Here is a 22,787-nt window from a genome sequence, read left to right as displayed (position 1 = left end):
GGTTCAGTGACGGTGTTCGCGGGTAACCCCGGCGTCGTAGTGGCTGACCACTTGCTGCCAACCTGCAGCGATCAAGGCCGCCTGGCCGAGATCGTCCGGGATGACGGCAGCGCTGTCGCGGCGCAACCAGACATCGGCCTGGCCGGTGCTGTTCGCCGGCAGGATCAGCAGCAGGCTGCCGGCAACTTCAGGGGCCTGACTGCGGCCCAGGTAAGCGCCGGATTCCAGCCACGACCACTGATGACTGCCACGGCCCTGGCTGCCGGCATCCACCACGAATGGCGGCAGGCCTTCTTCGGCCAGTGCCTGCACGCTCGGCACGGCGGCGTTTTCCTCACGCAGCAGCTGGATCTCGTCGAAGGCCACCCGCAGGTCGGTGTACAGGCCTTGCTCGGCAGCGGTGAGGTCGCGGCGGGCGTCAATCTGGTGGCTGGCGATGGCCTGCTCATCCACGCGTTCGCCACGCAACAGCACCACACTGGCGGCGAGCACCACGATCAGCAGGTTGGCCAGCAGCACGTACAGGGTTTCGTGCCCGGCGCCGGCCGGGCGAATCACTTGAGCGCGGCTCATGGCTGGGCGATATCGGCGTAGTCGACTTCCACCACGTGCCCGGGGCCGGCGTCGAACAGCACGTAGAATTCGCCGTCCGGGCGCTTGAAGGTGAGCGTGGAGTCGTCGCCCAGCTTGCCGCCGACCAGTACTTGCTCGTCATAGCCGATCACGTCCAGGGTCACCCCGGCGGCACCGCTGCCGTCCGAGAAGCCACCGGTGCATGTGACCTGGCCGCTGGCCAGTTCTTCGCATTCGCACATCGGGTTGTGTGCCAGAGCAGGGCCAGCGGCCAGTACCAGCAAGGGCAGGGCGAGGGTGCGCATCAGGTGTTTCATTTCTTGCCTCCTTGTTTCTCGAGCCAGGCCACGGTGGCAGGCGATGCCTGGGCCAGGGGGACGGATGCCTGGTGCATGCTGCCGTCCCAACCTTCCAGGGTGATCCAGATCTGTGCGTCGGGTTTGGTACGCGGCGGGATAGGCAGGTTGGTGCCCATGCGGTAGGGGGCGCCAAAGAAGAGGGTGCCGGCAGCGCGCAGGCTGCGCGGTTTGCCGATGCGCAGGTAAACAGCCTTGACGTCTTTCATGCAGGCTTTGCACAAGGACGCGCTGAAGGACTTGAAGTGGCCGGCGGGCCCGTCTTCGCGTGGTGCTTCGTCACGCAGTTCAGCCAAGTCCAGCGTGTAAGGGCCGGCCTGGATGCCACTGATCACGTTCGCCCCCAAGCCTGCGTCGCCACGAAACAGCTTGGCGTCGCTGAAATACTTGGGCATGAAGCCCAGCGGGACGAGGATCAGCAGGATGTTCAGATGAAAGCGCCACTTCAGCCACCACTGCTTCAGCGGGCTGGCGGGAACGGCCTGGGCGTGGCTCATGGTTGGGTCTCCAGTGTGGTCTGGCTGCGTGCGGCACGGGGCGCACGGTCACTGCGCTTGAGGGCGGCTGCGGTGGCCTGGGCGGTACGCTTGGTCCAGATCAGCAAGCCGCTGAGCACCATCAAGGTGAGTATCAGGCCGAAGAAGAACCAGATCAGCTTGATGGGCAATCCGCCAAAGTCACCGGTGTGCAAGGGGCGCATGGACTCGGTGACGAACTCCAGCGTGGAGCGGTCGCTGAGCAGGAATTGGCTGTCGACGTTGCGTGTGTAAGGGTTGACCGCAGCGCTTTGGAACATCAGCGGATACCAGCCGCGCCCGCCCATGGAAACGTGGCTGTAGGCGGTCGCCGGCAACGAAATGAAGGTGATGTCCAGGCCTGGAATCGCCAGGCCGGCAATACGTGCCGCCTCATCGAGGTCAATGCGCGGGGCAGGGGTGCCATCCGGCGTTTGCGGCACATCTTCACGGGCGATCACCGGCACGATAGGCCGGCTGGAAATGGTGATGTGGTTGTCCGAAAGCAGCGCCTGGATCAGGAACCAGGTGCCGGTGATGGAAATGACCGCGATGAACCAGATTGACCACACCCCCGCCAGGCGATGCAGGTCGCCCCAGAAAATACGTGAGCCGTGCCCGGTGCGCACCGGTTTGAAGAAGCCTTTCCAGAACTTCTTGTACACCACCAGCCCGGTGACCAGAGAGGCCAGCATGGGCAGGCCGAGAAGCGAAACCAGGTACCAGCCCCAGCTGAAGCCATTGGTGAAAGGCACCAGCCACCAGCCGTGCAGGGCACGGGTAAAGGCTTCGAAGTTGAAGTCAGGGGACTTGCCCTGGATGACGCCGGTGTAGGGGTTGACGTACAGCGTCGGGCTGGTGCCGTCGGGGTACGTGACATCGGCCAGCAGGGCAAAGTGCGAGCCGTCGGGCTGTCTGAGCGACTCCACGAACATGTCTGGCTCGGCTTTGCGCATGGCGTCCAGTACCTGCTGGAAGCTCAGGCGCTCGGCATCACCGTCGGGCTTGCTCGCGCGTACATCCGGGTTAGCCAGCCAGACGATTTCCTGGCTGACCACGGCGAGCATGCCGGTGAAGCACACGATCAGCACAAAGAACCAGATCGGCAAGGCGAGCCAGCTGTGGACCAGGAACCACAGCCTGGATTTGGATTTTTTCGGTGATTTGGCCATCAGACGGTCTTCTGCAATGGGTGGTCGAGCGTGTGCCCAACCAAAGAGGGCTGTACTGATAAGGACGAATGAGAATTGAAAACCTGCCGTTTTAAATGCAAGTAAATGTTTCAGAGGGCACAAAGCCGGCCTGCGCGCGAGGCGACAGGCCGGCCTTGAGGGTGCGTAGCACAGGGGTCAGGCGTGGGTCAGGGCCGCAGCGGGTTGCGCTTTGCCGTGCAATTGCGCCAGGTCCTGATACAGGGCGCGGCCGATTTCTGCGGCACGGGCCGGCAGTACGGAGAGCAGGGTGTCACTCAGGCCGTGGCTGTTTTCGCAGAAGCCCTGCAAGTACACCGAGGCCTGCAGGTCGGGGCTGGCCAGCACGCGGTAGTTGCGGTCGACGCTGAAGTCGTCCAGGTAACCGGCCAACGGTGCCAGCAGGTCACGGTGCGAGCGGCGCTCGTAGCCGGTGGCAAGGATAACGGCATCGTAGCGGTGGGTTTGCTGCTGGCCGGTAGCGAGGTCGCGCAGGGTCAGCTCCAGGCCTTCGCGCGTGGCCACCACGGCTTCCACCTGGCGCCGGCACAGCACGTTGTGGCGGTGCTGGTGGGCGACTTTCTGCCGGTAGAGGATGCCGTAGATGCGTTCGATCAGGTTGAGGTCGACCACTGAATAGTTGGTGTTGTGGTACTCGCCCAGCAGCTTGCTGCGCTGGTCGGCGGGTTCGTTGTAGACCAGGTCGGTGTAGTCCGGCGAGAAAATCTCGTTGACGAACGGGCTGTCGTCGGCCGGTTTGAGGGCCGAACCGCGCAGTACCATGTCGACCTTGACGCTCGGGTAGCTGTCGTTCAGGTCGATAAACGCCTCGGCGGCGCTCTGGCCCGAACCGATCACAGCGATGCGCATCGGTTTGCCGTCGGTGCACGGCAGCTTGTTCAGGCTGCTCAGGTATTGGGAGTGGTGGAACACCCGTGGGTCGTCCTTGAAGGCGCCGAACTTTTCCGGGATTTTCGGCGTTCCGCCGCTGCCGACTACCACCGAGCGGGTGCGGCGGCTGTATTCGCGGCCCTGTGCATCGCGTGCGATCACACGCAGGTGTTCTACCCGGCCATCCTGCAGTTCCGGTTCGATACGCAGCACTTCCTGGCCATACACGGCTTGGGTGGCGAAGTGTTCGGCGGCCCAGCGCAGGTAGTCGTTGTACTCCAGGCGGCAGGGGTAGAAGGTGCCGAGGTTGATGAAGTCGGCCAGGCGCTGCTTCTGGTGCAGGTAGTTGACGAAACTGTAGGGGCTGGTGGGGTTGCGCAGCGACACCAGGTCTTTCAGGAACGAGATCTGCAACTCACTCTGGGTGGCCAGGGTTTCGCCGTGCCAGCGGTAGTCTTGTTGCTTGTCTATGAACTGCGCATCGAGGGCATGGCCCTGGGACTCGGCGAGTTCTTCCAGGGCGATGGCCAGGGCCAGGTTGGAAGGGCCGAAGCCCACGCCGATCAGGTCCTTGATAGTTTCCGGGTTTGCAGACTGGCTCATGGCTGCGGTTCCATAATGGTCGAATGTGGACGCCGCCGGGAGGGGCCGGCGCTTGCGTGTGTACATTGGGTGGAACGAGCCAAACGATGGGGAATTTACTGGCGGGCGGCCGCCCCACTGCTACACGGGCTAAAGACCTGCGTGCTGCGGCCGATAGGCAAAACACTGCAAGGACCCATTTTGCAACGCAGGGAGACAGACATGACAGGAATTGCAGCAGTCAGCATCAGCACCACGGCACAGGCGTTGAGCACGACCCAGAGCGCCGAGAGCCAGGACGCGCAAAAGGCTGAAGAGGGTGGAACAGTCGCTCAGACCGACGCCTCCAGGGCGAACGGTGGCGGCCAGGCCCAAGGGGCCCAGGGCAGCAGTGAAAGCTCGGAGCCTGCGCACATCAAGCAATTGCGCGAGATGATCAAGAAGCTGCAGAAGCAATTGGCCGACGAACAGAAACAACTGGCCCAGTTGATGGCGCAGAAGATGGAAGAAACCGCCAAGATGGCAGCTGTGAGTGCCAAGCAGGCGAGCATCGCGACCATCAATGGGGAAATCCTGCAGGCAACTGCGCAGTTGCTCGAAGCGCTGCAGACGTCAGGTGGCAGCAGTGCAGGGGGGATGGTCAATACGCAGGCATGATACGACTGGGGCCTGCAAAGGCCCCAGCGAGACCGTTTGGGTTTACTCGGAAACCAGGCGTCCCTTGTTCTGCCGGTCTGCCTTGTACTGCATGGCCACTGCCGGCGCTGGTTTGGCGGCACCGGTTTCCAGCCACTGACGCATGCGGCTGGCATCGGCGAAGTGGGTGTACTTGCCGAACGCATCCAGGATGACCATGGCCACCGGGCGGTTGTCCATGCGGGTCAGCAGCACCAGGCAGTGCCCGGCTTCGTTGGTGAAGCCGGTCTTGGTCAGTTTGATGTCCCAGTTGTTCTTGTTCACCAGGTGGTCGGTGTTACGGAAGCCCAGTGTGTAGTTGGGCTTGCGGAAGGCCACGGTTTTTTCGCGTGTGGTCGACAGCTCGCTCAGCATCGGGTACTTGCGCGAGGCCATCAGCAGCTTGGCCAGGTCACGGGCGGTGGATACGTTCTGTGTCGACAGGCCGGTCGGCTCGACATACCGGGTATGTGCCATGCCCAGGCTGCGAGCCTTGGCATTCATCGCCTTGATGAACGCCGGGTAGCCACCTGGGTAGGCGTTGGCCAGGGAGTTGGCAGCACGGTTTTCCGACGACATCAGGGTAATCAGCAGCGTTTCGCGGCGGTCAAGCTGGCTGCCCAGGCGCACGCGCGAATACACGCCTTTCATTTCCGGGTTGTTGGCAATGGTCATGGTGAGCATCTCATCCATGGGCAGTTTGGCATCCAGCACCACCATCGCTGTCATCAGTTTGGTCACCGAGGCAATCGGCACCACGCGGTCGGCATGGCTGGCGTACAGCTCCTGGTTGGTGTTCAGGTCGATCAACAAGGCGCTGCCTGAAGCCAGGTGCAGCTTGGACGGGTCGCGTTGAACCTGGGCCGGGGGTTGTGCAGCAGCGGTCGACGGAAGGGTCGCGGTTCCTGTGAGCAACAGCAGCAGGCTGAGGATAGACAGGGATGTTTTCACGTTGAGGCTCACTAAAAGTTGGTATGTCGTTGGCTGTGCAAGGGTTTTCCCCCTAAACCGCTGCATTGTGGAGTATGGCCCAAACGCTGTCGAATGCCTTATGACTAAAGGGCGCAAGGTGAACGATATTTAATGCTGTACCAATTCTGTACCAATTACATTCGTTTCCAGCTTCGCCAGTTCTGCCCAGTCGTTGGCTGAATTCAACCACTTCGCGTAGGTCGTGAGCAGCACCTGGACGGAGTGCCCCAGCTGGCCAGCGATGAAGGCAGGGTTCATGCCCGACATAAGGCACATCGTGGCATAGGTATGCCTGCAGTTGTACTGCGGTCGGGCAGGAATTTTCAGGGCCTTGATCGCCTCGTTGAAGTGGTGCGCAGGCGTTTCAGGCCTCATCATGTGGAGTGACTTCCCCGCAGGCTGAACGATGAATGGCGATTCGGTAGATACCCGACGCGTTTGCTTGGACCGGTAATGCGCCACCTCTTGCGCTCTGGCCAGGGCGCCAAGGGCTCGGCTGTTAAGCATCACGGTTCGGGTGTACTTGGTCTTGGTGCGATCAACTACCTGATTCTCGACCACGATCCGACAGACGTGGGCCGTCTTTTTCTCAAAGTCGATCTCATCCCAGCGCAGCGCCATGATTTCCCCGGTACGCATGCCGGTAAACAGCGCGAACTCGTAGAAAGCCGCGAACACCTGGTTGCTTCGGGAGAAGTTCGCGTACATCCACTGGATCAGCGCGTCAGCCTCTTCAACAGTGAAGGGGTCAATCTGCTTTCTGTTTTTCTGCGGCAACTGGATTGATGCCGCTGGGTTCCTGTCCACTACTTCGTCGTAGACCGCCGCACGAAACATTGCCTTAACCCGGGCAATCGCGGCGCGCTTGACTGTCGAACTTTTCCACTTGGTCTTTGCGACCACCTCCCTCAGAACCATCGGCGTGACCGCCTTGATCGGCAGTGTCGCCAGATGTGGCATCCAGTAGTTGTTCATCAAGCCCTTGTAGTTGACCCGGGTGTCGTGCACCACCTCTAGGCTGTTCAACCAGCTTTGCGCATACTCGCCAAACATGAGCTCATTGGTTGGAGCGTTGTAGCTCGAAGTCGGGAACAGTTCGGCGTACCGCTTTTCGTCCAGAACTCCGTGCTTGGCCAGGCTGATTACTTGAGCGCGTAGATCGGCTGCCGCTTTGATCCCCTTGGCGGTCTGGGGGTATGCGAGAGTTTCGGTCCTACGTTCACCGTTGCAAGTAAAACGGATCCGGATTGATTTGCCGATGAATTCGACTCCAGTGGGTAGCCCCAGCTTCCTTCCAGCCACGCTTCGTATCTCCTGATGCTGTAAAAAATACGGCCGTCGATCTTCTTCCAGACCCCCTCGGGGATCACGCCGCGGCTTCGCTTGCCTTCCAGGGCCCGCTTGGTCGTACCGACCAGCTCGGCCATTTTTTCCTCAGGGACCTTGTCGGACACATAGGTCACCGGCTGGCGCTCTTCGTCTTGCATGATTGTCTCCACGCCGCCGGTGGCGGCAGGTTGGTGGTCAGGCCAGCAGCACGTCGCGCACGACTTCCCATAGTCGAGCGGCGGGCCATTGGTAGCGGTCGAAGTCGGTGTCAGGCTGAACGCCGTATCGGCAGGTGGAGTTGGCGCCGCGGGGGTATTCGTCACGTTTCTGCATGATGGTGGCGACTCGGCCGTCGCCGCCTGGCTCGGTGCGGTGATAGTCATACGCGCCTGTCCGGTACTCGCCGCCCGCGTAAATCAGGTCGGTTCCTTGGTGAACCATGTCGGCACGGCCATCTGGCGTCCAAGGTCGGCCGCCGCCCTGCTGGCGCTTGCCTTCATGCAGGTACATCACAAACTCGCCTTCGGCATGGCGCAGAGGCTCATAGCGGTGGTTGATCTGTTCGCCGGTGAGCACTCGCGAGACGAAGCTGAAACGGTGATCGTGGATGGACGAATGCTCGAAGCAGCTGCGCCGGGGTAGCTCTGGATGCCACACGTGCAGGCGCTGCTCGCCCCGCAGTTGCACCTGGACGAAGCCCAGGCCGTGGAGCGTGATTTTGTCGGTCATCACATCGTCGATGATCATGGCAATAGCTCTCCATGCCCGCGCATGCCGGCGGGCTTGAGTAGTAGGGGGAGGGGTTACTTCTTCTTTAGGTCGGCTTTGCGCTTGCGCTCGGCCCGGACGAACTTTTTGGACATGCTGGCAAGTCCGCCAACCACGTCCTCTGGCATGAGAGCGTTGTTGCAGTGAGGGCAGAGAGGCGCCATGGTCGTGCTTCGCCATGCGTCGTCCATCGCCTTTGCAGCGCGACTGCGGAGCTGGAATTTCTCAGCCTGGGCCAGTTCTTCGGCTCGACGGTTGAGCTTGCTTACCGCTGCGCCGTAATGCTCGACCAGGTAGATGAACGCATCGAATGCCTCTACCTCGGTCTCGCAATCGCTGCACCAGACGCGCCGCTCCTTCTCGTCGTACACCATCTTCCTGTGTCGGCACGAGGATCTCGGTCGGCGCGTGAGGCCTCGTGCGACCCTGATGTCTTCGATCTGGACAACCTTGACGCCGAACGACCACTCTTGCGGCTCGATAGGCGCGTCACTCATCGCGGCCCCCTGTAGATCAGGTAGGCCATGTAAGCGAGGGCGATCATGGCATCAGCTCCTTCGGCACCTGGACGGTATCGCCGAGCTTGGCTTTGACCAGGCCTCGGCAGAAGGCAATGAGCGCAGTTGGGCCATAGCACCAGAAACCGGTCCTGCCTGGCCCAGAGCTGTAGCGGAAGTTCGCATCGGCCAGGTGGGCCTCGTAGTGCAGCCCGCCGTTGTGCTTGTCGATCAGCGGGCCGCCTTGGTCCCAGTTAGTGGATGGTCGAAACCCGAAGCCTTCGGATGCTCCGCGAATGCTCACGCTGGTGAATACGCCCCGGGGACTGATAATCGTCAGGTGGTTTTCGGGGTCTTGCTTGTAGCCTTCGGCCATGGCCACCGCCCAGTCCAGCGGCGCACCGATTAGGTTCGATACCCTCACTTCAATCAGGTCGGTCATGGCGCCACCTGCTTGGCCTTGGCCGATTTGGCGCGCTCGATGTTGCCGAACTTGCTCTTGCGCTGGATATCCTTGAAGGTGCGGCAACCGGACATGAACAGGGTTGAGGTCAGGTCTTTACGGCTCCGACCTACTTCCATTATCCCTTTCACACCGTGGCGGCAGAGCACGTATGCACTCTTGTAATCGCCACTGCGCAGCATCGTTGTGTAGAACGCCAGGCGCATTGCCAGGCGCCAACTGTCGCTGTCGTCGGACGGGCGCATGCGACGGGTGTAAAGCTGACCTTTACGATACTTGCTCACAGCTGATACCTCTCATCAATCCAGCGCCCAGGCGCCAGAGCGGGTGTAGGTTCGGGTTGGGTTTCGTGCGGGGAGAGCTGGCGCTCGTTGTCGGCCTGCAGTTGGCTGTCGGGGATGCAGCTGATGCCGACCCCATTCAGCAGGTAGCAGGTGACGCCGCGCTGGCTGTCGTGCTGCACGTCGATGACGTTCTCGGCTGCGCTGGCGCCGGTGGCCAGCAGCAGGAGGCATAGGGCGAGGCGGGTCATGGCTTGAACTCGACTGCTGGGGTGACCTGACGGGCGAAGTCGAGCACGCTCTGCGACCAGTCCTCGCCTACGCCGTCGTCGAAGGCGAACAGCATGCCGCCCAGGGCTCGGCGCAAGTTGCGGATCTCTTCGACCATCGCGACCACGACGGCGGGCCGGGCTTCCCGGTAGTGAGCCTCAGCATGCACGTGTGGCTCACCGATCCCGTAGAACTGCACGCCCAAGGCCACCCCGTCGTAGTTCAGGTAGTCGGCCGTCAGCTCGACGGAGCCTTCACCGCCGCACCCAGGGCATTCCATCCAGCCTTCTTCGGCCCCGCCGACTTGGGCGCTGACGAAGTCTTGCGGCGTTGCAGCCTTGGCTGCTGCCTCGATGGCGTCGAGGTCCAAGTCAATTTTTTCGGACACGGGGATTCCTTGGCCGCCATATCGCGGCAGTGAATAGAGGGGAGAGGTGATTGCCGATTGTCCGATTCAGCTTTCAGATCGGCTCGGCGGATTTGCGTAAAACTGAGTGTTCGCTATGGTGGCAATACAACACCTAACTACAACTAAAGTCGTAGGAGAGCTTCATGAGAATACGCGGTGATGTTTTCTGGGCCTGGGCTGACCCGACGCTTCACCACCGCACTCATGACGAGACACTGAGCGATGGAACGTACATCGATGTCCAGGTGCGACTGTCGCGGACAGGCACTACGCAGATGTTCATCGGGGTGTACGCTTCGTCCGGCATGGCGCTTCACGAAGAGGCTTTCGATTCGCGTCCCGGTGAGTCGATGACCAGGGCTTTGGCCTGGGGTGTGGGCCGGGCCCGTCGAGTCGCCACCGATACCATCCCTCAGTTCGACCAGTTCGCCTGCTCGAAGTAGAGGGGAGAGGGGTTACATCTGGGTGGAGTACATTTGTACCCGGTACTATGAACTGGCGCCGGGGCGTGCGCAGGCGTTGTCAGCCATTGCACGACATTCCACTTGGCGCGGGCCGTCGAACTTGCCGCAATCGGTGTGTGCGCACTCGTTGCAACCGAGCGGGTCGGGCATAGGGCTCGGCTCTGCGCTGGCGGATAGGGCGGCCCGCTGAACACGCATCTTGCGCTTGAGTGGCGTTCCTATGTCGAGTTGATAAACCTCATCCAGCAGCGCATCCTGCTCGCGAAGCTGCGAGCGCAGGCTGTCAATAACCTTCACCTGCTCATCGGCTACGGCCTTCCAGCGCACGTTAGGGTCGGCGTGGGTGTAGAGCGGGCCCTCGGGGATCGAGTCAACGATATTTTCTAGATGGTCCCGGTAGCCGCGAAGACTCTGGATGCAGGTTCCGTCGACATAGCCGAAGCCGTAGCTGTTTTCGCTCGATGGCATAACGAACGCGGGCGACGCCGGCTCGCTCTTGCGCTGCTCGGGATGTGCGACGCCGATCATCGGCCCGAGGCCAACAATTGGCAGCCCAGTCTCTGCCGCATCCCTCTCTGCCTCTTCTTTGGTCCACCAGAAGGCAGTACCAACCTCCAGGCTATTGGCTCGGGGTGGGGCTGCGGGGCTGGGTGCGAAGGCAACTGCCCACGGCATCCGTCGCAAGCATGGATATGCCGGTTCTCAACGCCAATCAGCATCCCGCTGCCATGCCAAGGGTGGTAGCTGGGCACTGTCCCGCAGTAATCGCACGGCGGGTAGCTGGCTGGCTCGGCGTGGGCCTGCGGGGCTGGCGCCTGTCCAGCGATCTGCGCGACCCCAATCCGTAGGTGTTGGCGAGCTTGGGCATGTGCCATTTCGTGGGGTGTGGCTTCACGAACGGAGTAGGGCAGGCCTCCATCAACTTTCCTGAAAACCCAGCCGTAATGACTGAGGTTCTTGTCCATCTGGATCAGGTGCAGGCCGTCGTCGCAGGCTATCCAGCCGTCGGCGTCGGTAGATCGGTTTTCTGTGGGCATGGGGATACCTCGGCACTGATGGCCTATTGATACTTTTCTAAGGGGCTGTTAGATTGGCCCCCGTTCAGCCTTCTGTGGAAAGCAACAGCTTTCCAGAGGTGGCAGAGCGGTCTATTGCGCCGACCTGATAAGTCGGTGGTCAGGCAACTGGCCCAAGGGTTCGAATCCCGTCCTCTCCGCAAAGCCCCCTCCAGCAATGGAGGGGGTTTTCTGGTTTAAGGGCCACAGATTTATGCGGCGATGGGCTGCTTCGCGGTGATCTTCCACGGATCATTCGCTCTAGCCAATGCAGCCATTGGAGGTGGACTGACGCTGTTTCCGCACATGTGTACCTGCTCGGTTTTTGTGAACGGCTTGCCGTCGGCGCCCTTGTCGATGATGTAGCTGGCCGGGAAGCCCTGGGCGCGATACAGCTCGTGCGGCTGCAGCATGCGCAGGCAGATGTCGACGATGACGTAGGGGGTGCCCTTCACGAAGACGGTGACCAGGCCCAGGCGGTCCTTGGTGGTCACAGTTGGCGCTGGCGCGTCTGCTGCGCTGATGTTCTCCGTGCCGTAGTAGCTGATCAGGAACGCGGCGACGCGCAGGGCGCCTTCCTCTTGCGCTGGCGACAGTTTGTACTCAACCAGGGCGTGATGCTCGGCGCCGGCGGTCATGGTCGGTACCGGCTCATCAACGGCTCGACCCACGCAGTTGCGGCGCAGTGTGGCCAGGCTGGCCGTAACCAGGCGCTGTTGGCTGCCAGTGTTGGTGATAGTGGTCATCGGCTCGTCTGCGCCTTTTGCTGGCGTGGTGTTGAAACCGCCATTGGCCTGTTCGATGAAAGCAGTGCACACCCCCATTGCATGAGCTGCGCCGGCCGGGCGCTTGTAGTTTCCGCCGCTAGTGATGGTCGGCACCGGGTCGGTAATGGCCGCACCCTCGCTGTTGAATCTGAACTTGACCAGGTGCGCCGATGCCAGGGCACGGTGGCTTTGGGTCATCAGGGTGCCCATGGGCTGGTCAGCTGGTACAGGCTTGCCGGCATACACCGGGCCGCCGGCCCCGACCATTACCGGGCTGGCCATCATCAACTCGCCGCGGTTGGCTGCGGTGACCGTCGGCATCGGTTCGCCTGGGTCGTTCACGCGGTCGGCACCCTGGTGGGTGGCTGGGAGGATGACCGCACTTGAAAGCGCATGCTTCACTCCGCCGGCGACTACAGTGCCCAGCGGCTGATCGAGGCCGGGCACGCGGGGCTGCTGCCCCTGGCGCTCTCCGTATCCGGTCTGCACCAGGGTCGGGCTGGCCATTGCGAACGAACCGCCCCGCGGCCAGGAGGTAACGGTGCGCAGCGGCTCGTCGGCAGACTGGGCCAACTCGCCCGACCAGTTCGCGATCGGCACGATGAAGGGCTGGGGGCTGTCCAGCACGAACTTCTTCATGCCCTTGGCCACTCGACGCAGGGTGGCGTCGGCCAGCGCCTTCTTGCGCCCGAAGATGCTCTTGCTCGACACGCTCCAGTCGATGCAGTCCGCGGCGGTGCGCCACTTCTGCTGGCCCTTGGCGGGGTTCTTGGCGTGGGTTGGCTGAGGCCACACGATTGGCTGGCCATCGCAGCGGGCGATCATGAACAGGCGCTCACGGCTGGTTGGTGCGCCAAAGTCGCAGGCCTTGATGATCCGCCATTCCACCTGGTAGCCAATGCCTTCGAGCAGCTGCACGAACCGGCGCCAGGTTATGCCGCGGCGTTTCTGGTCGGGCACCAGGAACTGCTGCTGCACTGGCACGCGCTCGCCAGCGGTGGCCACGGTGCCGTCGAGCTTCATTACCCGGCCGGTGGCCTTGTCGCGCTTGGCGATCAGCGGGCCCCACTGCAAAATCTGCTTCACGTTCTCCAGGCTAATGACCCGAGGCTTCTTCTTGCCCGCCCACTTCAAGCCGATCCACGACAGGTTCCGGATCTCGCGCTTGCGCGGCTGGCCGCCGGCGGCCTGGCTGTGGTGGGTGCAGTCTGGGCTCATGTGGAACCAGCCCACGGCACGGCCCTGGCATTCCTCGTCCGGGTCGCCCTCGAAAACGTCTGTGGTGAAGTGACGCGCCGCTGGGTGGTTGGCGGTGTGCATGCTGATGGCCGCCGGGCTGTGGTTCTTGGCCACGGTCACCGGCCGGCCCAGGCCCATTTCCAGCCCGGTACCGGCGCCGCCGCCACCGCAGAAGAAGTCGACAACGATCTCATCGTCTTGCGGATCGAAGCCAAGGCCGTACTGGGTTTTGAAGTCGAGGGGGTTCTTTTTCTGAAACGCAGACATGGGCGGTCCTCGCAGGGGTGGCGTGATTCGTTTATGTGGGGTATTTAGTCGACAAGCGGCATGGGGCCGCATCGGAGCAAACGTGAACACGAAGGAACTGAAGAAGTTTTTACGAATACCAGACCAGCATGAATTCAGGTCCGGCGACGGTGTCATGGAAATCACCGCCGGCGTCGAAACCTGGAACTACTACGAGATCGATGAGAATGGAAAGACGATCGCTCATTACCTGATCGTTGAAACCTATGATCATGAGGGTGGTGGAAGTTTGACCTGGAAGAAAACCAAAAAAGGGTGAGCCCCAGTTCTCACGCTGCTGGCTTGGTGTCGTGAAACACATCTATCTGCGCGACGCCCTGCGTGCAGGCGCCGCCCTCGCCGGGGTGGCGTGATTCGTGTGAGTGAGTAATATTGCCTTGCCACCAATAAAGGTGCTTTATACGCAGGCAGAACAAGGAAAAGCTCAGGTGTATATCGAAGAAGTAAGTGTGGAAACTTTGTCTCAGTATCTTGATGAGATTCTAAGAATTAATAATAAAACAAACTCAGTAACTGGGGCTGTTTATCGAGGGCAGTCAGATAGTGGTTGGGGTATCTCCTCCGGCTTAGCCAGAAGTAGTGCGGCCGGAAATAGAGAGACATTGAGTAGGGCCGAGAAGGCCTACCGAATATTTGATTCTGAGAGACACGCATACCATAGTGCCGCATCGAAAAATCCATGGGATGTGTTGATTTTGGCACAACATTTCGGGCTCCCCACAAGACTCTTAGATTGGAGTCTTTCTCCCATGGTTGCCCTGTTTTTTGCTCTTGATGGAGTAAGATACAAGAAGACGAAAATTGCGGACCTAACAATACCCGAACGACAAGAGCTAAATCGTGAGTTGCCAATTCGAGATGGGTATGTTGGGCTGCCAGAAAACGATGCCGCGGTGTACATGATACCTAGCTCACATGGCGCCTTTTCCGCTGACTGGCTAAAAACAGAGGATCTTCCAGCTTCTGTATTTGACAAGGTCGAAGCGGCAGAGAGAGGTGGCTACTGCTTCATTATCCCAGATGTCACCAATGATCGGATAAAACATCAGAGTGGGGTATTCACTGTTGGCGTTAGTCCTTTGGATGTTTTTCCGGCTGAGCGAGCGTATAAGATTAATATTAAAAGGAGTGCGATAGCAGAAATTCATACTCAGTTGATCTCGCTCAATATAGGTGCTAAGTCGGTATACGGAGATCTGGAAGGGCTGTGTCGCGATCTTGTATTCACGAATTTTTCCGGATTTAACAGTCGCTATCAGTAATCATCATGTTTGCATGCCCTGGGTGAACAGTTCGGCCTTGTCCAGGTTGGTGGTGTAGCCGCCGCCCAAGGCCCAGAACATGAGGCCGTCGCCGACATGGCTGCGACTGTCCTGAAGGTAGAACTGGGTCATGCTGCCTCCGCCTGCTGCTTCTCCTTGATGGCCATGATCGCGTTAGCGGCGTGGCGGACGTAGAACAGACGCGCCATCAGGTTCGGGCATGGCTTGCTGATCTTCGTCTCCCAGAGGTCGCTGCCGCCGATCAGCGACTCATTGCTCTGGAGGAAATCGTAGGCAAGCACCAGTTCGGTATCCCGGCCTTCGGCGAAGGTCTCAACCTCCTCGATGACCTCGGCCAGGTCGCTGAACGGTAGTCGGAGATCACCGGCTTCTTCCTGGTCGCGCAACCATCCGACCAGCAGCTCTGCCTGATCGAGCGTTGCCCCTTGGTCCGGGATACCGCTGATCCCCTCAGGGATCTGATCGGCGTCAAACTCCTCGTCAATGCGGCCAACGATGCAGCTGCAAACCGTATCGCGAATGCTGTCGAAGTCGATGACCTCGCGCTTGCAGGTGCTCTCCAGTTTTTCGTGCAGATACCCGTCGCTTTGGTGGCGCAGGAAGTTGATGCCGTAGTCGGCGCCGACATGCCATAGCAGCCCGTCGATATCGCCGAACATCGACATGCCGTAGGCGGTGACGCAGATATCGAAGTGGTAGACCCTGGTGCCAGGCTGCTGGCAGCGCCAAACCTCGACGCCGTTCTCATTCACCAGCTGAGTGTATTGGTGCTGGGCCAAGTCTTCAGCGACGCGGGCGGCGAGTTCGGAGCGTTCTTGGTCTTTCATGGCTTTCTCCATGCATGCGCCGCCCTCCGTGGCCGGATGCGGCATGGTGGCAATTTGGGTTGGGATGGTGTTTCATTCGCCTCGATTTCATTCGAGGACTGTTAAATGCGCTACGCAATAGCCGCTTTATGGATCGCACTGTCATTTATCACTTCAGTGAGCGCGGCTGAAAGCAACAAGGCGCAGCGGGAAAAGATTGATCGGTGCTCAAACGCGGCCTTTCTCGCAGTTTCTGTGGTTGAAATGAATGCTGATGCCAGCAAGCACCCTGACCTCTTGCTGGAAGCCTTCAAAGCGTTTAAGGCGAACCCTGCTCTCGGAGGCACAATGCCCTACGAGGGTGAAGTAGTTGGGGCCTACACGGTTGCACTGAAAGTGGCCGAGGGGATGCAAAGACCATTCGATTCCCGCAAGCATGATTGGCTCATTGCGCAATCCGCTTCAGCCTGCACCTTGTGGGTTCCTTACCCGAAAGAAGGCTGAATCAGCTCATCACCTGGATCCTGCTGAATCATCAGCATGCTCTTCCGGTCGAAGGCCAGTGCCAGGCGGGGCGATATGCTGATCTCGTGCCGCGGCGGGGTGAGGAACTTCGCCGCGTGCAGCCTGCCGAGTGCGCGGATGCCGTGGATCAGCGCCTCGATCATCTGGCTGTAGGTGGCTTCAGCCCAGCCGCAGATCGCGCGTAGGTGCTGGCCGGTTCGCTTCCTGGCTGAAAGCCTAAGCGGCTCGGACCGCACCACAGATCGGTGAGATTCGATTTCGTGGTGCGCGATCCTGAACAGCGCGTGATGGCCGAGCGCCTCGACGTGATGAATCATCAGCGTCATCGCCTCGCCCTGTTCCTCGATCCCGGCCCACTCCATCAGCTCCAGCAGGGCCTCTTTAGTCCCTGGTCGAACCTTCAAGCGCAGGTCTTCTTCCTGCAACCGTGAGGCTTTGGCGCGGCGTTTCTCGTCGCGTTCCTTGGGTGACATCGCCATACGGCACCTCCATGATTCCGCTGGGCGGGATGTGTATGTGCAGCTGGCGGCGACGCTGCTGCGTGAGTTTCTGGATGCGTCTCATGGGTGGCACACCTCAATGGGCGTTTTCTTCGTCGAGCCAGACGGCATAACCACCAGTAGACGCTTGTTTCCTCGGTATACGCCCCAAGGCTGACCAGTGGACCTGGCCATGGCCGCCGCGTACTTCACGGCGGGCACGGGCTGGGAGATCGTGGCTATCATGGCCTAACCCCGATTCCGCTGGAGCGGGAAGTCAATGTCGAACTCGGCAAGGATGCGCGCGAACTTGCAGTTACCGATGCCCAACTCCAAAGTCGCGCCTCACCTGGACTTGCCGGCATCACGCAGGGCAATGATCTTGTCGCCGAGGTCGCGATCCTCCTGGCTCGGTTCGGCCTTTACCTTCTCCGGTCTGGCCGGCTTCGGCGGGCTGAAGAACCTGAATCCTCCCCGCGCCGCTACACCCCAGAGAGCGGTCTTGGTTTCGCCCAAGAGCTTTGCGACCTCGCCACAGGTCATGGTCTTGGCGAGCTCTTCTACCTGAGCTGTGCGTGCCTTGGCGCGGCTTTTACGCTCGCCGCCGCGACCCTGCTTGACTGGCTTGGCCCGCTTCGGCTTCGGCTCAGGGTGATGGCGCGGGCGGAAGCGCACGTACTGGAACCCCTCCAGCACAATGATCCGGCCGCCAGACGAGAAGAAGGCCGCTTTGGCGGCCTCCAAGTCGATTGATGGGTTCATGCTGCGTGGCTCCTCAGCTGCTTCTCGTAGCCGTCAACCAACAGCTTGAACTCCCACAAGTCCTGCTCAAGCTGTTCGATGTAGTCGTCATCGCGCTTGAACTCGCGCCACCAGAGCTGGCGGCCCACAGGCTTCAGGAGGGGGCAGTACATCCCGATGTGCCACCACTTCCTGCCAGTGATCCACATGCAGCCTTGCACCTGATCAATGACGTCGCTGGCATCGTTGTCGATGTGGAACGCACGGAGCTTGTCCGGGGCCAGGAAGCACTTGTACTCGCTGCCGCCGTCATCGCCGATGAAGCCGTCTGCGCTGGCTCCGAACGCGCCGTCGTCTGTCTTGACCAGGCCGACCTGAGTAACGATCAGTCCTGTCTGGATCTCGTGCTCCATGCGAGCCTCAGGCTCCAATTCATGGCCGCGCCGCATTTGCCAGGTTTCGAATCCACCATCGAGCGGGGCGCCTCCTATTCGCTCGACGGCCAGCTCAAAGGCGTAGGTGAGGGCGGCATTCGACGGTTCGCCGACCTTTTCCCCGTCCAGCGCCTTCTGGACCACCTCTGCTTTAGGTGCAGCCTTGTAGCCGGCCACGTCGCGTGCTTTGGATCCGCTGTGGCCCGCAAGAATTGCCTCGACGTAGGTCTTCTGCTGGGCGGTGAGCCCGTTCACTTTGGAGCGGGCAGTGCTGAACATGCTGGCGGTGATAACGCCGGCGCGGGCCTGCAGCCACTCGGGTGAGCCCTGGGTGCAATTGACGATGATCATGGGTTGGCCTCCAGTACTGTCTTCCGCTTGGTCACGGCGATCTTCACCGCGTCGTATCCGGCTTTGTCGCCGCTGGCCTGCATGACCTTTACGGATGCCTGCCACACATCCTTGAGCTCGTCTGGCGTGGCGGCAGCTTCGACCTGGGCAAGGATGTCGTTCAGCGCCTGGGCTCGCATTTCTGCCGTATCGGAGCCATCCGACGATTGCGCATCATCGTCCCTGACGTCGCCGGTGGTGATGTTAAGCAAGGCGCACATCACGTAGCGCTTGCCGTAAGTGGTGGAGGAGCCAACCGCTTGAACATCGTTCCGGCCTTTTCCGATGTCGGCCGGCAGGGTCATGGTTGTCTGCTCGCGGTGTCCGTCGCGGTGCATCAGGATGCCGGTGACGCTGATCGACTTGTCCTGGTTCTCCACCTTGAAGGTGATCGCGAACCCGTGCCGCTGCATGATCGGCTTCACCACCCGGGTGATGTCGTCCAGCGTGGCGTAGGCGTTGCCCGTGTGCAGGTTCACCGCGGCTTCGAACACTGTCGGGATCTCGCACTGCATTTGAGCCATGCCGGCGTTGAATGCCGCTTCGGCGGTCTTGGCCTGCATTCGTTCGTGCATGGCCAGAAGGCGCTCCATCTTCTCGATGTCGCAAGTCGGGTCGGCAGCGGCTCGGCTGATCACTGCCATGATGCTGTTATCGACCGGGCCGGCTGCCGCCACTGCCTGGCGGCGCTGCTCCGGCACAATGATGGTGCTGCTCATGGCGGCTACCTCAGAAGTTGATGGTGATGTTCGGGACTTCGCGGCGGGCGATCTTGAGCACGATGGCCTTGGCCAGCTCCTCGGTGATGTTCATCGACATCAGGGCCTCTTTGGCCTCGCCCATGATCTTGATCTTGTGCGCCTGATCGCGCTCACGGGCCTGCTGCTGGCGAACGATCTCGGCAGCGGCTGCATCAGCCCGGCGGCGCTCGTCCTCGCGGGCAAGCTCAATATCGCGCTCTAACGCTGCAGCCTGACGCTCCTGTTCCATCCGCTGCTCGGCGGCAACGCGGTCGGCCTCGGCCTGAATACGGGCGCGCTCGGCTTGTTCAGCCTGCAACTTGAGCTGCAGGCGCTGGTTCTCGGCTTCGCGTTCTTGCGCAGCGGCCTGATCGAGCAGCTCCTGCTCGCGGTGGGCTGCAGCTTCGCGCTCGACTTGTTGCTGCTGTGCCACGCGCTGGCGCTCCGCCCCGACGGCGGCCTCCTGTGCTGCCCGAATGCGGTCTTGCTCGGCGCGCTCTTCTACCTCGCGGCGCAGGCGGGCGAGCTCGGCCTGCTCAGCCTCGAACTGCTCGCGCTTCAGCAGGGCAGCCCGCAAGGTGATCAGGACCTTGTCCTTGGTGTTCGCTGCCTCGGCCTCGAATTCCTCCCAGTGGGCGCCGAGTTGCATGCCTTCAGCTTCAGCAATCAAGCCCTTGAGTTGCAGGGAGTTCAGTTCGCCCAGGTCGTCGGCAAGTGTCTTTAGCCAGTTCAGGCGGTCGTTGTGGCGATCGATGCGGGCATCTTCGACGGTTTCCCACTCGGTGAGCGGTCTGCGCGTTTCATCCCGCAGCGTGTCCATCTTGGTCACGAACTCACGAAGCTCTGCCTCGACCACCTTCGGCATTTCCTTGAGCCGGCGCAGGTAGTCGCGGCCCGGCTTCTCGACGGCGGTCTTCGACTTGCTGACCTTAGCGGCCAGGCTGGCGATGCGTTCGCGGCCCTTGCGGGTGGTCAGGTCGGGCACTTCGCCTTCGACCTCGGCCTTCACCAGGTCGATGAATTGCTTCAGGCCGCCGGCCACGTAGATGGCCGGGGCGTTCTCCTCGCTGATCTCTTCGATCGCGATCAGTTTCTGTTCTGCGGACATACGAATCTCCCGTGCCATCCGTGTGGTGGGCGCTGTGTAGATCAACATGGGGGTGTGAGATACTCACTGAGTAAATAAATTTGTGAGGTCAAGGAATGGCAAAGACAAAGATTGTTCGAGCGCCAAAGCCAGACTGCGGTTTTTATGATGGGACAATAAAAAATACCGGTCTGGATCAGCGCGCAACTCTCGAAGAAATAATGGTGAATTTGGCGACAGTCTTAGGCATTAAAGAAATTTACAAAGCAGATACTGCTCGCGGAAGCACCATTTACGAGCCGCAAGGAAAGGGTTTTTTCTACTCCTATCAAAGCGCCTCGAATACCATCCTTGACCTATCTCGAGATGTTGCAAAGAGAGCAGCAGATGCAAAGAAGCAAGCTGCAGTCTTGAAAAAAACGGAGAAGCCTGTACAGCAGCCGAGCCAGGATTAGTTCTCCCGGCCTGCGCTCCACTCAGGGTACGGTTATCCCGAAGGGGCGCCGTGCTCGGCTACGTGAATCAGGAAGTGATGTTGCCGGCCAGTGCGCTGGCGAGCATGAAGAAGGTGCAGGCGAAGAGCATGGAGAATGAGCCGCGCCAGAAAGCCCAGCGTCTGGCCTGCTGGCGGCTCACGTGCGGACCTCATAGGCGAGGGTGCACATTCCGCAGAGGTAGGCCCGGCCCGACCAGGCTGCCGGGTTCTCGATGTGAGCGAGGCGCGCTTGATTCATGGCGTCTGCCATGGTCAGGCCCTTGAACACCAGTAGGATGCGGTCATCTGGAAGTGCCTGGGCAGCCTCGGCAACCTGGTCGTCGATGATCGGCGGGAAAATCGGAGTAGTCATGCAACCTCCTTGCGCCCATCAACGATCTTGTTGAGGCGCCCGCAGTAGTGGTTGAACTCTTCGATGGTGATGCGCTGGTCGCCCATCATTTCGGTGAGCTGCTTCTGGATCATCGCGGACCAGCTCACCGGCGTAGATGGATCGGCGAGGGCATCCAGTTCGTTGTCGAGCAAGACGTGTGGGCTCATTTCGCCTCCTCGGTCAGGGCCAGAACTCCTTCCTTCGCAAATGGCGTGAGCAGCTGGCGGGCGATCTCTTCCAGCGCTGCCTCGGGGTTGGCCACGCTCATGATCTCGTCAGCCGCTGCCTTTGCGTCGCTGGTGACCTTGCAGCGCGCCGCTAGGACCAGGCGGCCCAGTACCGAGTTGCTGATCCCCGACAAGCCAAGCTGGCCCATCACGAACTCATCCACCGCCTGGGCGAAGCGTTCGTAGGTGACACCCTGCTTCGGGCGCATTCGGCGCTGAAACACCACATCGCGGCGCGCCATCAGCTCAGCGATTCCGTCGTCGATCCAGGTGGATTCCGCGTCGGCTGCTTCGCTCACCGCCGGCGGCATGCGGTTGTCGTACTCAAACTGTGCTGCTCGAAGTGCGCCCATGGTCGCCTCCAGGTGGTGGGTTCAGTCGGTGTATGCGATGTACTTGAAGCGGCCGTTGCCGAATTGCTCGAAGCGGCCGCCGAAGGTTCCGCGAACCTCGCGCTCAACCTTTGCGCGGGTCATGTGCTCCGGATAGACGCCTTCCTTGATCATTGAGGCGTTGGTGTGGGGCACGAAGCGCCAGCTGACCTTTGTGTTATCCAGCGGGGCATTCCTGAGTCGCTCCCACTCTTCGGCCTGAGCTTTCCAGAAGTCCTTTTCCCTCTGGCTGATCGGCTCTGGCTCTGGCGCAGGGTCTTCCGACTCTTCCCAGCCACAGGCCTCGCAGTAGCCGCGCGGTGCCGTGCAAGCGCCGCAAGGTGGTGAAATGTGGCAGCTGCAATTCACCACCTTGTGCGATTCGATGACGCCCTCGCAGCCGTCACGGCCGCAGGTATCGCCCTCGCAATATCCGAGTTCGCTCATGTTCGTTTGCTCGATTGGCAACCGCATTGGCAGGCGCCAGGCGCGGGTGACCAAACCCACCGTGAAAGGTGGCCTGGCGCCTGCCAATGCGGTCGATGTGAAGGGAAGAGGTGTTGAACTAGGTGTTGCGGGAGTTGACGCTGAGTGAGTGGTACCGGCGGTGGGGTCTTAGCCCGAGCCGCCGGCAAATAGAATTGCTACTCGACGATGCAGATCCAGCGATGGTTTTGCCGGTATGGCGCTCTGGTAAATGCAACGTCTGTTACGAGTTTCATGCCGCGCTCTTGGAGAGCTTTGGTCAGTTGAGCGAGTGTCTCTGCCTGGATAGTCATTGCTGTTACCTCGTCAGATTTACTGCGTTCATAATTCCTGACCGAGCAGGCAATTAGCTGATTCAATTTTTTTTGCTGCTTTGAGAATGCATCGGGGTGTGATCTGGTGTTGAGCGCCCCGTATCCACGTTTCGGCGCATCCATCTCGGCGCTTGGGTTTCAGCGGCCACGTCTCACAGATCACACTCCGATGCAGCCTGCGATGGGGAGCAGGGCATTGGGCAGTTAACGTCAGGCGGACGTGGTGTTGGTTGTTCAGTCGTCGTCGCCCTGGTTCAGCATCTTCTCGACGTCTGCCACCGTGGGCTTGTTCCAGTTCTTGATCTGACCTGTATCGAGGTCGATGTTCAGGATCAGGTAGTCGCCGTAGTGGTTACCCGGGAAGAAGTCCGGCACATATCCCTCGTAGCTGCCGACCTCATCGCCCTGGGCGTCTTGCAGGCCGGCGGCGAAG

General features: G+C 60.7%; 33 protein-coding genes, 1 tRNA gene and 1 pseudogene. 7 read left to right on the top strand and 28 right to left on the bottom strand.

Annotated elements, in window-relative coordinates:
- Positions 1 to 3 precede the first annotated feature (3 nt).
- The 5 genes from ACF8R4_RS13050 to ACF8R4_RS13030 form a co-directional block, all read right to left on the bottom strand.
- Positions 4 to 573, bottom strand: a complete 570-nt coding sequence (locus ACF8R4_RS13050) for a DUF6162 family protein (protein WP_392492640.1) — start codon at positions 571 to 573, stop codon at positions 4 to 6.
- A complete protein-coding gene (locus ACF8R4_RS13045; RefSeq protein ID WP_060501641.1) occupies positions 570 to 890 on the bottom strand; it encodes a hypothetical protein in 321 nt (106 codons plus the stop codon). The genes ACF8R4_RS13050 and ACF8R4_RS13045 overlap by 4 nt, the downstream gene beginning before the upstream one ends.
- Positions 887 to 1,426, bottom strand: coding sequence for a hypothetical protein (locus ACF8R4_RS13040; protein WP_060501639.1), 540 nt, complete (start codon positions 1,424 to 1,426; stop codon positions 887 to 889). Before ACF8R4_RS13040 ends, ACF8R4_RS13045 begins: the two co-directional genes overlap by 4 nt.
- Positions 1,423 to 2,616 carry a PepSY domain-containing protein gene (locus ACF8R4_RS13035; protein ID WP_060501637.1) on the bottom strand — a complete coding sequence of 398 codons (1,194 nt, stop codon included), beginning with the start codon at positions 2,614 to 2,616 and terminating at the stop codon, positions 1,423 to 1,425. Before ACF8R4_RS13035 ends, ACF8R4_RS13040 begins: the two co-directional genes overlap by 4 nt.
- A gap of 177 nt (positions 2,617 to 2,793) precedes the next feature.
- On the bottom strand, positions 2,794 to 4,128 hold the full coding sequence (locus ACF8R4_RS13030; protein ID WP_392492637.1) for a lysine N(6)-hydroxylase/L-ornithine N(5)-oxygenase family protein: 1,335 nt from the start codon (positions 4,126 to 4,128) through the stop codon (positions 2,794 to 2,796).
- A gap of 201 nt (positions 4,129 to 4,329) precedes the next feature.
- On the opposite strand from ACF8R4_RS13030, the gene ACF8R4_RS13025 reads away from it, so the two are divergent.
- On the top strand, positions 4,330 to 4,764 hold the full coding sequence (locus ACF8R4_RS13025) for a hypothetical protein (protein ID WP_060501633.1): 435 nt from the start codon (positions 4,330 to 4,332) through the stop codon (positions 4,762 to 4,764).
- Positions 4,765 to 4,806: 42 nt separating this feature from the next.
- On the opposite strand, the gene pbpG is transcribed toward ACF8R4_RS13025, so the two are convergent.
- The 9 genes and pseudogenes from pbpG to ACF8R4_RS12980 all read right to left on the bottom strand — a co-directional run bounded on the left by pbpG (position 4,807) and on the right by ACF8R4_RS12980 (position 9,750).
- Positions 4,807 to 5,733, bottom strand: coding sequence for a D-alanyl-D-alanine endopeptidase (gene pbpG / locus ACF8R4_RS13020; RefSeq protein ID WP_223624865.1), 927 nt, complete (start codon positions 5,731 to 5,733; stop codon positions 4,807 to 4,809).
- Between the two features lie 129 nt (positions 5,734 to 5,862).
- On the bottom strand, positions 5,863 to 6,807 hold the full coding sequence (locus tag ACF8R4_RS13015) for a tyrosine-type recombinase/integrase (protein ID WP_392492675.1): 945 nt from the start codon (positions 6,805 to 6,807) through the stop codon (positions 5,863 to 5,865).
- 84 nt (positions 6,808 to 6,891) lie between these two features.
- A pseudogene (locus tag ACF8R4_RS13010) lies at positions 6,892 to 7,056 on the bottom strand (Arm DNA-binding domain-containing protein); the annotation flags it as partial.
- A gap of 222 nt (positions 7,057 to 7,278) precedes the next feature.
- Entirely contained in the window at positions 7,279 to 7,830 is a 552-nt protein-coding gene (locus ACF8R4_RS13005) for a hypothetical protein (RefSeq protein WP_392492636.1), read from the bottom strand.
- A 56-nt stretch (positions 7,831 to 7,886) separates the two neighbouring features.
- Positions 7,887 to 8,348 carry a hypothetical protein gene (locus tag ACF8R4_RS13000; protein WP_392492634.1) on the bottom strand — a complete coding sequence of 154 codons (462 nt, stop codon included), beginning with the start codon at positions 8,346 to 8,348 and terminating at the stop codon, positions 7,887 to 7,889.
- A 43-nt stretch (positions 8,349 to 8,391) separates the two neighbouring features.
- The gene (locus ACF8R4_RS12995; protein WP_392492632.1) at positions 8,392 to 8,790 is read right to left on the bottom strand and encodes a phage protein NinX family protein; all 399 of its coding nucleotides are present in this window, start codon (positions 8,788 to 8,790) and stop codon (positions 8,392 to 8,394) included.
- The gene (locus ACF8R4_RS12990; protein ID WP_392492630.1) at positions 8,787 to 9,095 is read right to left on the bottom strand and encodes a hypothetical protein; all 309 of its coding nucleotides are present in this window, start codon (positions 9,093 to 9,095) and stop codon (positions 8,787 to 8,789) included. Before ACF8R4_RS12990 ends, ACF8R4_RS12995 begins: the two co-directional genes overlap by 4 nt.
- Positions 9,092 to 9,343, bottom strand: a complete 252-nt coding sequence (locus ACF8R4_RS12985; RefSeq protein ID WP_392492628.1) for a hypothetical protein — start codon at positions 9,341 to 9,343, stop codon at positions 9,092 to 9,094. The genes ACF8R4_RS12990 and ACF8R4_RS12985 overlap by 4 nt, the downstream gene beginning before the upstream one ends.
- The gene (locus tag ACF8R4_RS12980) at positions 9,340 to 9,750 is read right to left on the bottom strand and encodes a hypothetical protein (RefSeq protein WP_392492626.1); all 411 of its coding nucleotides are present in this window, start codon (positions 9,748 to 9,750) and stop codon (positions 9,340 to 9,342) included. Before ACF8R4_RS12980 ends, ACF8R4_RS12985 begins: the two co-directional genes overlap by 4 nt.
- A gap of 164 nt (positions 9,751 to 9,914) precedes the next feature.
- On the opposite strand from ACF8R4_RS12980, the gene ACF8R4_RS12975 reads away from it, so the two are divergent.
- Positions 9,915 to 10,214, top strand: coding sequence for a hypothetical protein (locus tag ACF8R4_RS12975; protein ID WP_182363113.1), 300 nt, complete (start codon positions 9,915 to 9,917; stop codon positions 10,212 to 10,214).
- 45 nt (positions 10,215 to 10,259) lie between these two features.
- Here the strand turns inward: ACF8R4_RS12975 and ACF8R4_RS12970 are convergent, their stop codons facing one another.
- On the bottom strand, positions 10,260 to 10,763 hold the full coding sequence (locus ACF8R4_RS12970; protein ID WP_392492624.1) for a hypothetical protein: 504 nt from the start codon (positions 10,761 to 10,763) through the stop codon (positions 10,260 to 10,262).
- Positions 10,764 to 11,366: 603 nt separating this feature from the next.
- Here ACF8R4_RS12970 and ACF8R4_RS12965 point away from each other — a divergent pair.
- Positions 11,367 to 11,451, top strand: a tRNA-Ile gene (locus tag ACF8R4_RS12965).
- Between the two features lie 51 nt (positions 11,452 to 11,502).
- On the opposite strand, the gene ACF8R4_RS12960 is transcribed toward ACF8R4_RS12965, so the two are convergent.
- Positions 11,503 to 13,563 (bottom strand): DNA cytosine methyltransferase, encoded by a 2,061-nt coding sequence (locus tag ACF8R4_RS12960; protein WP_392492623.1) that lies wholly within the window; start codon positions 13,561 to 13,563, stop codon positions 11,503 to 11,505.
- Between the two features lie 82 nt (positions 13,564 to 13,645).
- Between ACF8R4_RS12960 and ACF8R4_RS12955 the strand changes: the two genes are divergently transcribed.
- Together ACF8R4_RS12955 and ACF8R4_RS12950 are read left to right on the top strand one after the other, a co-directional pair.
- Positions 13,646 to 13,861 carry a hypothetical protein gene (locus tag ACF8R4_RS12955; RefSeq protein WP_392492621.1) on the top strand — a complete coding sequence of 72 codons (216 nt, stop codon included), beginning with the start codon at positions 13,646 to 13,648 and terminating at the stop codon, positions 13,859 to 13,861.
- A gap of 103 nt (positions 13,862 to 13,964) precedes the next feature.
- Entirely contained in the window at positions 13,965 to 14,864 is a 900-nt protein-coding gene (locus tag ACF8R4_RS12950) for an FRG domain-containing protein (protein ID WP_392492620.1), read from the top strand.
- Positions 14,865 to 14,867: 3 nt separating this feature from the next.
- Here the strand turns inward: ACF8R4_RS12950 and ACF8R4_RS12945 are convergent, their stop codons facing one another.
- Both ACF8R4_RS12945 and ACF8R4_RS12940 read right to left on the bottom strand, forming a co-directional pair.
- Positions 14,868 to 14,996, bottom strand: a complete 129-nt coding sequence (locus tag ACF8R4_RS12945; RefSeq protein WP_392492618.1) for a hypothetical protein — start codon at positions 14,994 to 14,996, stop codon at positions 14,868 to 14,870.
- Positions 14,993 to 15,712, bottom strand: coding sequence for a hypothetical protein (locus tag ACF8R4_RS12940; protein WP_392492616.1), 720 nt, complete (start codon positions 15,710 to 15,712; stop codon positions 14,993 to 14,995). Before ACF8R4_RS12940 ends, ACF8R4_RS12945 begins: the two co-directional genes overlap by 4 nt.
- A 105-nt stretch (positions 15,713 to 15,817) precedes the next feature.
- On the opposite strand from ACF8R4_RS12940, the gene ACF8R4_RS12935 reads away from it, so the two are divergent.
- Positions 15,818 to 16,195: a hypothetical protein gene (locus ACF8R4_RS12935; protein ID WP_392492615.1), complete on the top strand. Its 378-nt coding sequence runs from the start codon at positions 15,818 to 15,820 to the stop codon at positions 16,193 to 16,195.
- Here the strand turns inward: ACF8R4_RS12935 and ACF8R4_RS12930 are convergent.
- From ACF8R4_RS12930 to ACF8R4_RS12910, 5 genes are all read right to left on the bottom strand, one after another.
- On the bottom strand, positions 16,177 to 16,695 hold the full coding sequence (locus ACF8R4_RS12930) for a hypothetical protein (protein WP_392492613.1): 519 nt from the start codon (positions 16,693 to 16,695) through the stop codon (positions 16,177 to 16,179). The genes ACF8R4_RS12935 and ACF8R4_RS12930 overlap by 19 nt on opposite strands.
- Positions 16,696 to 17,040: 345 nt before the next feature.
- Positions 17,041 to 17,457 carry a hypothetical protein gene (locus tag ACF8R4_RS12925; RefSeq protein WP_392492611.1) on the bottom strand — a complete coding sequence of 139 codons (417 nt, stop codon included), beginning with the start codon at positions 17,455 to 17,457 and terminating at the stop codon, positions 17,041 to 17,043.
- Positions 17,454 to 18,221, bottom strand: a complete 768-nt coding sequence (locus tag ACF8R4_RS12920) for a lambda exonuclease family protein (RefSeq protein ID WP_392492609.1) — start codon at positions 18,219 to 18,221, stop codon at positions 17,454 to 17,456. Before ACF8R4_RS12920 ends, ACF8R4_RS12925 begins: the two co-directional genes overlap by 4 nt.
- A complete protein-coding gene (locus ACF8R4_RS12915; RefSeq protein ID WP_392492608.1) occupies positions 18,218 to 18,979 on the bottom strand; it encodes an ERF family protein in 762 nt (253 codons plus the stop codon). The genes ACF8R4_RS12920 and ACF8R4_RS12915 overlap by 4 nt, the downstream gene beginning before the upstream one ends.
- A 10-nt stretch (positions 18,980 to 18,989) precedes the next feature.
- Positions 18,990 to 20,108: a hypothetical protein gene (locus ACF8R4_RS12910; RefSeq protein ID WP_392492606.1), complete on the bottom strand. Its 1,119-nt coding sequence runs from the start codon at positions 20,106 to 20,108 to the stop codon at positions 18,990 to 18,992.
- Positions 20,109 to 20,203: 95 nt separating this feature from the next.
- Here ACF8R4_RS12910 and ACF8R4_RS12905 point away from each other — a divergent pair, with 95 nt between their 5' ends.
- On the top strand, positions 20,204 to 20,542 hold the full coding sequence (locus tag ACF8R4_RS12905) for a hypothetical protein (RefSeq protein ID WP_392492604.1): 339 nt from the start codon (positions 20,204 to 20,206) through the stop codon (positions 20,540 to 20,542).
- 177 nt (positions 20,543 to 20,719) lie between these two features.
- Here ACF8R4_RS12905 and ACF8R4_RS12900 read toward each other — a convergent pair whose 3' ends face one another.
- The 5 genes from ACF8R4_RS12900 to ACF8R4_RS12880 form a co-directional block, all read right to left on the bottom strand.
- Positions 20,720 to 20,935, bottom strand: a complete 216-nt coding sequence (locus tag ACF8R4_RS12900; protein ID WP_392492602.1) for a hypothetical protein — start codon at positions 20,933 to 20,935, stop codon at positions 20,720 to 20,722.
- Complete coding sequence (locus tag ACF8R4_RS12895) at positions 20,932 to 21,123, bottom strand: hypothetical protein (RefSeq protein ID WP_282489500.1); 192 nt, start codon at positions 21,121 to 21,123, stop codon at positions 20,932 to 20,934. Before ACF8R4_RS12895 ends, ACF8R4_RS12900 begins: the two co-directional genes overlap by 4 nt.
- Positions 21,120 to 21,536 (bottom strand): hypothetical protein, encoded by a 417-nt coding sequence (locus ACF8R4_RS12890; RefSeq protein ID WP_392492600.1) that lies wholly within the window; start codon positions 21,534 to 21,536, stop codon positions 21,120 to 21,122. The genes ACF8R4_RS12895 and ACF8R4_RS12890 overlap by 4 nt, the downstream gene beginning before the upstream one ends.
- 21 nt (positions 21,537 to 21,557) lie before the next feature.
- Positions 21,558 to 22,001: a hypothetical protein gene (locus ACF8R4_RS12885; protein ID WP_392492598.1), complete on the bottom strand. Its 444-nt coding sequence runs from the start codon at positions 21,999 to 22,001 to the stop codon at positions 21,558 to 21,560.
- Between the two features lie 587 nt (positions 22,002 to 22,588).
- Positions 22,589 to 22,787, bottom strand: a 199-nt coding sequence (locus ACF8R4_RS12880; protein WP_392492597.1) for a hypothetical protein, incomplete at its 5' end; no start/stop codon positions are given.

The organism is Pseudomonas sp. FYR_2 (assembly GCF_043106425.1).
GTDB lineage: Bacteria > Pseudomonadota > Gammaproteobacteria > Pseudomonadales > Pseudomonadaceae > Aquipseudomonas > Aquipseudomonas monteilii.
Note: the sequence above shows the minus strand (reverse complement) of the source record. Positions and strands in the feature narration are given on the sequence as shown.

Excerpts from the sequence above, each read along its gene's own strand:
- ACF8R4_RS12890 (WP_392492600.1), bottom strand. The coding sequence starts at position 21,536 with ATGGGCGCACTTCGAGCAGCACAGTTTGAGTACGACAACCGCATGCCG.
- ACF8R4_RS13000 (WP_392492634.1), bottom strand. The coding sequence starts at position 8,348 with ATGAGTGACGCGCCTATCGAGCCGCAAGAGTGGTCGTTCGGCGTCAAG.
- ACF8R4_RS12970 (WP_392492624.1), bottom strand. The coding sequence starts at position 10,763 with ATGATCGGCGTCGCACATCCCGAGCAGCGCAAGAGCGAGCCGGCGTCG.
- ACF8R4_RS12895 (WP_282489500.1), bottom strand. The coding sequence starts at position 21,123 with ATGAGCCCACACGTCTTGCTCGACAACGAACTGGATGCCCTCGCCGAT.
- ACF8R4_RS12925 (WP_392492611.1), bottom strand. The coding sequence starts at position 17,457 with ATGAACCCATCAATCGACTTGGAGGCCGCCAAAGCGGCCTTCTTCTCG.
- ACF8R4_RS12945 (WP_392492618.1), bottom strand. The coding sequence starts at position 14,996 with ATGACCCAGTTCTACCTTCAGGACAGTCGCAGCCATGTCGGCGACGGC.
- ACF8R4_RS13035 (WP_060501637.1), bottom strand. The coding sequence starts at position 2,616 with ATGGCCAAATCACCGAAAAAATCCAAATCCAGGCTGTGGTTCCTGGTC.
- ACF8R4_RS12935 (WP_392492615.1), top strand. The coding sequence starts at position 15,818 with ATGCGCTACGCAATAGCCGCTTTATGGATCGCACTGTCATTTATCACT.
- ACF8R4_RS12985 (WP_392492628.1), bottom strand. The coding sequence starts at position 9,343 with ATGACCCGCCTCGCCCTATGCCTCCTGCTGCTGGCCACCGGCGCCAGC.
- ACF8R4_RS12900 (WP_392492602.1), bottom strand. The coding sequence starts at position 20,935 with ATGACTACTCCGATTTTCCCGCCGATCATCGACGACCAGGTTGCCGAG.
- ACF8R4_RS12960 (WP_392492623.1), bottom strand. The coding sequence starts at position 13,563 with ATGTCTGCGTTTCAGAAAAAGAACCCCCTCGACTTCAAAACCCAGTAC.
- ACF8R4_RS13050 (WP_392492640.1), bottom strand. The coding sequence starts at position 573 with ATGAGCCGCGCTCAAGTGATTCGCCCGGCCGGCGCCGGGCACGAAACC.
- ACF8R4_RS13045 (WP_060501641.1), bottom strand. The coding sequence starts at position 890 with ATGAAACACCTGATGCGCACCCTCGCCCTGCCCTTGCTGGTACTGGCC.
- ACF8R4_RS12915 (WP_392492608.1), bottom strand. The coding sequence starts at position 18,979 with ATGAGCAGCACCATCATTGTGCCGGAGCAGCGCCGCCAGGCAGTGGCG.
- ACF8R4_RS13015 (WP_392492675.1), bottom strand. The coding sequence starts at position 6,807 with ATGTTTGGCGAGTATGCGCAAAGCTGGTTGAACAGCCTAGAGGTGGTG.
- ACF8R4_RS13005 (WP_392492636.1), bottom strand. The coding sequence starts at position 7,830 with ATGATCATCGACGATGTGATGACCGACAAAATCACGCTCCACGGCCTG.
- ACF8R4_RS12975 (WP_182363113.1), top strand. The coding sequence starts at position 9,915 with ATGAGAATACGCGGTGATGTTTTCTGGGCCTGGGCTGACCCGACGCTT.
- ACF8R4_RS12920 (WP_392492609.1), bottom strand. The coding sequence starts at position 18,221 with ATGATCATCGTCAATTGCACCCAGGGCTCACCCGAGTGGCTGCAGGCC.
- ACF8R4_RS12930 (WP_392492613.1), bottom strand. The coding sequence starts at position 16,695 with ATGGCGATGTCACCCAAGGAACGCGACGAGAAACGCCGCGCCAAAGCC.
- ACF8R4_RS12995 (WP_392492632.1), bottom strand. The coding sequence starts at position 8,790 with ATGACCGACCTGATTGAAGTGAGGGTATCGAACCTAATCGGTGCGCCG.
- ACF8R4_RS12885 (WP_392492598.1), bottom strand. The coding sequence starts at position 22,001 with ATGAGCGAACTCGGATATTGCGAGGGCGATACCTGCGGCCGTGACGGC.
- ACF8R4_RS13040 (WP_060501639.1), bottom strand. The coding sequence starts at position 1,426 with ATGAGCCACGCCCAGGCCGTTCCCGCCAGCCCGCTGAAGCAGTGGTGG.
- ACF8R4_RS13030 (WP_392492637.1), bottom strand. The coding sequence starts at position 4,128 with ATGAGCCAGTCTGCAAACCCGGAAACTATCAAGGACCTGATCGGCGTG.
- ACF8R4_RS12940 (WP_392492616.1), bottom strand. The coding sequence starts at position 15,712 with ATGAAAGACCAAGAACGCTCCGAACTCGCCGCCCGCGTCGCTGAAGAC.
- ACF8R4_RS12910 (WP_392492606.1), bottom strand. The coding sequence starts at position 20,108 with ATGTCCGCAGAACAGAAACTGATCGCGATCGAAGAGATCAGCGAGGAG.
- ACF8R4_RS13025 (WP_060501633.1), top strand. The coding sequence starts at position 4,330 with ATGACAGGAATTGCAGCAGTCAGCATCAGCACCACGGCACAGGCGTTG.
- ACF8R4_RS12905 (WP_392492604.1), top strand. The coding sequence starts at position 20,204 with ATGGCAAAGACAAAGATTGTTCGAGCGCCAAAGCCAGACTGCGGTTTT.